This is a genomic window from Guyparkeria sp., from assembly GCF_041687595.1.
Classification (GTDB): domain Bacteria; phylum Pseudomonadota; class Gammaproteobacteria; order Halothiobacillales; family Halothiobacillaceae; genus Guyparkeria.
In genome coordinates this window covers 1-6,215 of record NZ_JAWLBP010000068.1, presented here as the reverse complement: position 1 = coordinate 6,215, position 6,215 = coordinate 1, and the positions used below count along the sequence as shown (strand labels likewise).

Annotated in this window: 4 protein-coding genes, 1 tRNA gene and 1 pseudogene; 3 read left to right on the top strand and 3 right to left on the bottom strand. The window is 65.3% G+C overall.

Annotated elements, in window-relative coordinates:
• Nucleotides 1–1,053 (top strand): annotated as a pseudogene (locus tag ACESL5_RS09135) (hypothetical protein); the annotation flags it as partial.
• A gap of 46 nt (nt 1,054–1,099) precedes the next feature.
• On the opposite strand, the gene ACESL5_RS09130 reads toward ACESL5_RS09135, so the two are convergent.
• From ACESL5_RS09130 to ACESL5_RS09120, 3 genes are all read right to left on the bottom strand, one after another.
• Nucleotides 1,100–1,456 (bottom strand): hypothetical protein, encoded by a 357-nt coding sequence (locus ACESL5_RS09130; RefSeq protein WP_372592471.1) that lies wholly within the window; start codon nt 1,454–1,456, stop codon nt 1,100–1,102.
• Between the two features lie 230 nt (nt 1,457–1,686).
• On the bottom strand, nt 1,687–2,799 hold the full coding sequence (gene murB, locus ACESL5_RS09125; protein WP_372592470.1) for a UDP-N-acetylmuramate dehydrogenase: 1,113 nt from the start codon (nt 2,797–2,799) through the stop codon (nt 1,687–1,689).
• Nucleotides 2,796–3,791, bottom strand: a complete 996-nt coding sequence (locus tag ACESL5_RS09120) for a hypothetical protein (RefSeq protein WP_372592469.1) — start codon at nt 3,789–3,791, stop codon at nt 2,796–2,798. Before ACESL5_RS09120 ends, murB begins: the two co-directional genes overlap by 4 nt.
• A gap of 206 nt (nt 3,792–3,997) precedes the next feature.
• Here ACESL5_RS09120 and metG point away from each other — a divergent pair, with 206 nt between their 5' ends.
• Together metG and ACESL5_RS09110 are read left to right on the top strand one after the other, a co-directional pair.
• Nucleotides 3,998–6,058, top strand: a complete 2,061-nt coding sequence (gene metG / locus ACESL5_RS09115; protein WP_372592468.1) for a methionine--tRNA ligase — start codon at nt 3,998–4,000, stop codon at nt 6,056–6,058.
• A 56-nt stretch (nt 6,059–6,114) separates the two neighbouring features.
• Nucleotides 6,115–6,191 (top strand) — tRNA-Met (locus ACESL5_RS09110).
• The last annotated feature ends 24 nt before the right edge of the window (nt 6,192–6,215 follow it).

The following is a 6,215-nucleotide window of genomic DNA, read 5'->3' as shown; positions in this document are numbered from 1 at the left end:
TCCCGGATCAAGCTCCCGGATGGCCGCGAAGTCGACGTGGAACGGGCCAAGAAGATGGATGACTGGCGCTGGGACGACAGCGCCGGTCGCGACCTGGTCACCATCACCCGCCCCAGCCCCGGAACGTGGCACATCCAGGCACGAGAGGATCCTGACAACCGTGCCTTGGTGATCACCGACCTCGATCTCGCGATGTCGGACATCCCGGGGCGGGTTCACCCGGGAGAGATTATCGAGGGATACCTCGTGCTGACCGATCGCGGCGAACCGATTATCGAACCGCGCCTGTCCGACGACATGACGGCGACGATTCGGATCGTCGATCCGACGGGCGACATGGCCGACCGCATCGTGCTCAACGACCGGGCGATGGGCGACGACGAGGCGAGACGGGACGGGCGGTACGGCTTTCGACTCGCCCTGCCGGATATCCCCGGCGCCCATACGTTGATCGGACGCATCGAGGGGCCCACCTTTGAGCGAGTGATCCGCAACAAGGTGGCACTTTCCGCCACCCGCCCCTTCGAGGTGCGCCTCGTGGCGCCCGAAGCATTCCTGGAGGGCGAAGCTCCGGTATCCGCGACGCTGGTCGTCGAACAGGACAGCAGCATCGTCGATCCCGGCGCCACACGGCTGTTCGCCGAGATCCGCTGCCCGAGAGGGACACCATATCGGATGAACGTCTCCCTTTCCGACACCCTCAGCCGGATCGCCCTCCCACCACGCATTTCCCCGGCCTGCCGCGTCTCCGGGGAAATCACCGGTCGTTCGCACGTCGATCGGGACATTCGCCTGCCTTTCGACCTCGAAGTACCCGCCTCGCCTGCGCCGGCCGACACGGCCCTGTCGCCCGACACGACCTGGAAAGAACCCACCTGGGTCCGGGACGAGCCCGAGGCCCGCGGCGACGGGGAACCGGTGGATCTTCGCGAGTATCGTGCCGCCATCTGGCTGGGACTCGTGGTGCTGCTGATGCTGGCCGTCATGACCATCGGCTTGATGGTGCGGATTACCAGGATCCGGCAACACCTGATAGAGCAGGCGAAATCGTGAACCACGCCCTAGTGAAGCAGATGACCCACGCCCCATGGACATTCCGTCATATTTCCTGAGCCCCGAGTGGGCTATCGTCGCCACGCAGTTGCTCGCCGGCTTCGTCGTTCTGACCATCGTCCTTGGCTGGGCGCTGTGGCGCCGCCATCGGCAACTTGCCATGAGCGCCCGGCAGCTGATCAGGGACCGGTCGGCCATTCGCCAGGCCGGGGAACGCGTCCTGGATCGCCAGCTCGAACGGCATCGCCCGGGATGCGCCCTGTCGAGAGAAGCGCGTGCGGCCTACGCCGATCGCAGCCTGGTAATGCTCGAACCGTTGGTCGGTGCATGGCTGGAGCCGAAACGTCACGATCTTTCCGACGTGATGCGACGACTGCTCGAGATCCGCCAGGAAGACCTTCATCAATTGCTCGTCGAGGGGCCGGATGCCGGCGCGGATCTCCATACGACAAGAGAACAAGCAGGCGAACCATCCGCATCCGGGAAACGGAGGGATTCGCTCTGAGGACTCTGGCCAGGCCGAGGGCCTCCAGAAACCGGAAAGGCCCGCGATAGCGGGCGTTTTGCTGTCACCGAACAATCATCGTTCACCGGGAAGCGGGGCATCGCGCGGCGGGATCCGGCAATGGCTGATCAATCTCGCCGCACGACATCGATGATCCGAGGTTCGGGCTGCAGCGTGACGTCGAACCGTGTATCGACCGCGTCACGCACGCGCTCGGCCAGCGCCCAGAATTGCTCCCCGGAGCCACCCCCGTGGTGAAGCAGCACCAGGGCATGCACCGGTGAGACACCCACGTTCCCTTCGCGATACCCCTTCAAGCCAACCTGTTCGATCAGCCAGCCGGCGGACAGCTTCACACCATGGCCGCCGGGAAGCTCGAACTGCGGCATCGCGGGCCAGCGGCGACGCAGTTCCGCGGCCTTCTCTGCCGTGACCACGGGATTCTGAAAGAAACTGCCGACACTCCCAGGCAAGTCTCGGCGCCAGTCCGGCAGTTTGCCGAGGCGGATCCGGGTGATGATGCCGGCATACTCGAGCGGCGTGATCGACTCGACATCACGTCTGTTCCGCGCCGACCACTCGGCAAGGGCGTTGGCCACCCCGGGATAGGAGGCCCGTGGCCAGTCGTCAGGACGATCGCGGAACAGCGTCAGGGCCACCCGCGTGATCAGCCATCGCCCGGTCTCCCGCTTGAAGCGGCTGGTGCGGTAGCCGAACTCGCATTCCGCGGTTCGCAGTCGCCGGAGCCGTCGCTCGACCCGATCGTAGGCCTCGACCCAGTCCACCCGCTCACCGATTTCCGTTCCGTAGGCGCCCACGTTCTGTACCGGGGCCGCACCTACCGTCCCGGGAATCTCGGCCAGCGCCTCCAGACCGTACCAGCCTTCTCCGGCGGTCTCCCGGACCAGCTCATCCAGCCCCTTGCCGGACTCAACGATCACCTCGACCGATGGCGCCTTTCCGGCCTTCTTCCACCAGCGGGAGGCCGTGACCCGGACGGTTCGTTCGACCTCCGGCGCGACGAAAACCAGGTTCGAGCCACCGCCGATCACCTCCACGCGAGGATCGGCGAGCCACTCGGTCACGGCCGGGGTGCAAAACACCTCCGGTTGGGTATCGAGGATAACCAGCTCCCGCCGTGCCATGGCTGGTAGACGGAGAGTGTTCTCGATCGGCACCCGGTCACGCCATTCGTAGCGCACCGGGCTCGTCGACCCAGGCCGTTGATGGTCCTGACTCATCCGCCGTCAGTACCCGATCGTGTGCCGCCGACAGGTTCACCGGCCGTTCCCGGGGCAACGGAATCCTGCTCCGGGAGCTCGATCGGCGCCTCACCCTGCGTGATCACCTGGATGATCGACTCGACCACGATCTCGGGCTGGTTCATCGGCGGCGTGTCGACATTGATCAGCTTCTGGTTCGCATGGCGGGTGGTGATCACCCCGTGGTGCCGGGCTTCGTGGTCCGCGCAGACACAGACGCCGGGTATCCCGAGTGCCGCGGCCAGCCAGCCGGTGAGGTTGCTGCCCGTGAGCACATAGCGGCTCTGTGTCAGGCGTCGCCTGTATTCCTCGTCGTCCCCCGGCGGATTGGCGGCCAGATCGTCGAGCGTGACCCCCGTCTCGGCCAGGCGACGGCGAACCTGTGCCCGCCCGTCCTCGCCGAACGGCAGGGCCCGGGTGTCGAGAAGCAGTTCGGTGACGATCGGCTCAGCGTCGATCTGCAGACCGTAATCCGGGTTGAGGTCGTGCAGCGAGTATTCCAGGTGGGCGGCAAACAGCATCCGTACCCCCTGGACACGATGCAGGTCACCCGGTACGGGAAACGGCGAATCGTAGGGCTGGCGACTCGCCGGCCGGTCGCTCTGCCCGGATGACTGGGATATGCCGACCGAGCGGCCCGGCAACCCACGGGTGGCGGCAATCGTTTCCGGGTGTCCGAAGGGATCGATCACGGTATCGCAGCGGCTCAGCTCCGGTCGTTCACGCAGCAGTGCGCGCCATTCCCGGCGGGCTCGCCATCCGGCTGCTGTCCACCAGGGGAAGGTCAATGTCTCCAGCGGGAAGGAAATGACCTCGTCCACCGCCGGGTGCAGGCCCGCCCATGCGGCGCTCGACGAACCGGTGAGCACGGTGAAGTCCAGCCCCGGCCGGGCGCGCGATGCGTCGGTCAGGGCGGGGAAGATCGGAATGATCTCGTCCGGGAGATCGGGGGCGACGATAACGATACGCATGGATTACGGCGATCCTTGCTGGAATGAGCGGGCTGGAACGGACAATGAGTCATTCGGGGTTTCCGGGGTGCCCTGCATGCTAAACTGCCGCGCCTCGAATCACCAACGACTCAGCCGCCGTGGCCAGACCGCAGGCGCGCCCCGGGACGACCCGGCGGGCGGATGTCTGGCCATGCAAGCCAACCGATCGACAGACAACGAATCGCATGGACAAACAACGCCGGATCCTGGTCACCTCTGCCCTTCCCTATGCCAATGGCCCGCTGCACCTGGGGCATATCATCGAGACCATCCAGACGGACATCTGGGTGCGGGCGCACAAGCTGTTCGGTCACGACTGCCGCTATGTCTGCGCCGACGACACACACGGCACCCCCATCATGCTGCGCGCCAAGCAAGAGGGAATGACGCCCGAGGAACTGATCGCGAAGACTCACCGTTCGCACGAGGCGGACTTCCAGGGTTTCGGCATCGGTTTCGACAATTTCGGCAGCACGCACACCGAAGACAACCGCAAGATGGCCGAGGAGATCTTCGGCAAGCTCGACGCCGCCGGCCTGATCACCCGGCGCACCATCAAGCAGGCCTACGACGAAGTCGAGCAGATGTTCCTGCCCGACCGGTTCATCAAGGGCACCTGCCCGAAGTGCGGAGCCGAGGACCAGTACGGCGACAACTGCGAGGCCTGCGGCGCGACCTACTCGCCCACGGAGCTGAAGCAACCCAAGTCCGTGCTATCCGGCACCACACCGGTCGAGCGCGACTCCGAGCATTACTTCTTCGAGCTCCCGAAGATCGCCGATCGCCTGCAGGCATGGCTCGACGAGGCCGAGGTACAGCCGTCGATCAAGGCCAAGCTCAACGAGTGGTTCGAGTCCGGGCTGCAGGCCTGGGACATCTCGCGTGACGCGCCCTACTTCGGCTTCGAGATTCCCGGGGCACCCGGCAAGTTCTTCTACGTCTGGCTGGACGCGCCGATCGGCTACATCGGCTCGTTCATCGAACTCGCCCGCCGCGAGGGGCTGGATTTCGACGAATTCTGGGGGCGCGACGCGACCACCGAGCTGGTTCACTTTATCGGCAAGGACATCGCCTACTTCCACACCCTGTTCTGGCCAGCGACGCTCATGGGTGCGGGCATGCGCACGCCGGACGTGATCCATGCCCACGGCTTTCTCACCCTCAACGGCGAGAAGATGAGCAAATCTCGCGGGACGTTCATCAAGGCCAAGACCTATCTCGATCACCTGGACCCGGAAGCGCTGCGCTACTACTTCGCGGCCAAGCTCGGCTCGGGCATCGACGACATCGACCTGAACCTCGAGGACTTCCGTCACCGGGTCAACGCGGATCTCGTCGGCAAGGTGGTCAACATCGCCAGCCGCTGCGCGGGCTTCATCAAGAAGTACTTCGACGGGAAGCTCGCCCCCGAACTGGAGCGCCCGGAACTACACCGCGAGATGACCCAGGCCGCCGCCGGGATCGCCCGGCGCTACGAGCGTCGCGAGTACAGTGCGGCCATGCGCGAGATCATGGCACTCGCCGACCGGGCCAACCAGTACATCGACGAGCGCAAGCCGTGGGTACTGGCCAAGGACGAGGCGACCCGCGACGAGGTACACGCGATCTGTACCGACGGCATCAACGCCTTCGCCGTGCTGATGACCTACCTCTCGCCGGTGCTGCCGAAACTTGCGGGGAAGGCGGCCGACTTCCTGAACGTCGAGGCGCTGACCTGGCAAGGGCTGGAGACACCGCTGCTGGATCACCCGGTCAACAAGTTCAAGCCAATGATGCAGCGCATCGAGGAATCCTCCATCGACGCCCTGCTGGCGGCGGCTCGCGAGGATGCCGTGGAAGAAGCGAAAACCAAGGCCGGCGGCAGCACCGGCACTCCGGAGGACAAGCCAGCGACACCCAAGATCGAGCCGATCGCCGAGACCATCGACATCAACCAGTTCGCCGCGGTCGACCTGCGCATCGCCAAGATCGTCGAGGCCGATCACGTGGAGGGCGCCGACAAGCTGCTCCGACTGAAACTCGACATCGGCGAGGAGCGACCGCGCCAGGTGTTCGCCGGCATCAAGGCCGCCTACGACCCGGCGTCGCTGGTGGGCCGGATGACGGTCATGGTGGCCAACCTTGCGCCACGCAAGATGAAGTTCGGCGTGTCCGAAGGCATGGTGCTGGCTGCCGGCTCCGGTGGCTCCGACCTGCACATTCTCTCTCCCGACGAGGGCGCGACCCCGGGCACGCGGGTGAAGTGATCTCGCGTTGGGGATGACAGGGCCGCCGATTCATGTATAATGCGCTTCATACCAGACGCGGGATGGAGCAGTCCGGTAGCTCGTCGGGCTCATAACCCGAAGGTCGCAGGTTCGAATCCTGCTCCCGCAACCAGATCGAGAAAACCCCGGCCCCGGC

Excerpts from the sequence above, each read along its gene's own strand:
- ACESL5_RS09120 (WP_372592469.1), bottom strand. The coding sequence starts at position 3,791 with ATGCGTATCGTTATCGTCGCCCCCGATCTCCCGGACGAGATCATTCCG.
- ACESL5_RS09130 (WP_372592471.1), bottom strand. The coding sequence starts at position 1,456 with ATGAAGGTCTTCCTGGCGGATCTCGAGCAGTCGTCGCATCACGTCGGA.
- metG (WP_372592468.1), top strand. The coding sequence starts at position 3,998 with ATGGACAAACAACGCCGGATCCTGGTCACCTCTGCCCTTCCCTATGCC.
- murB (WP_372592470.1), bottom strand. The coding sequence starts at position 2,799 with ATGAGTCAGGACCATCAACGGCCTGGGTCGACGAGCCCGGTGCGCTAC.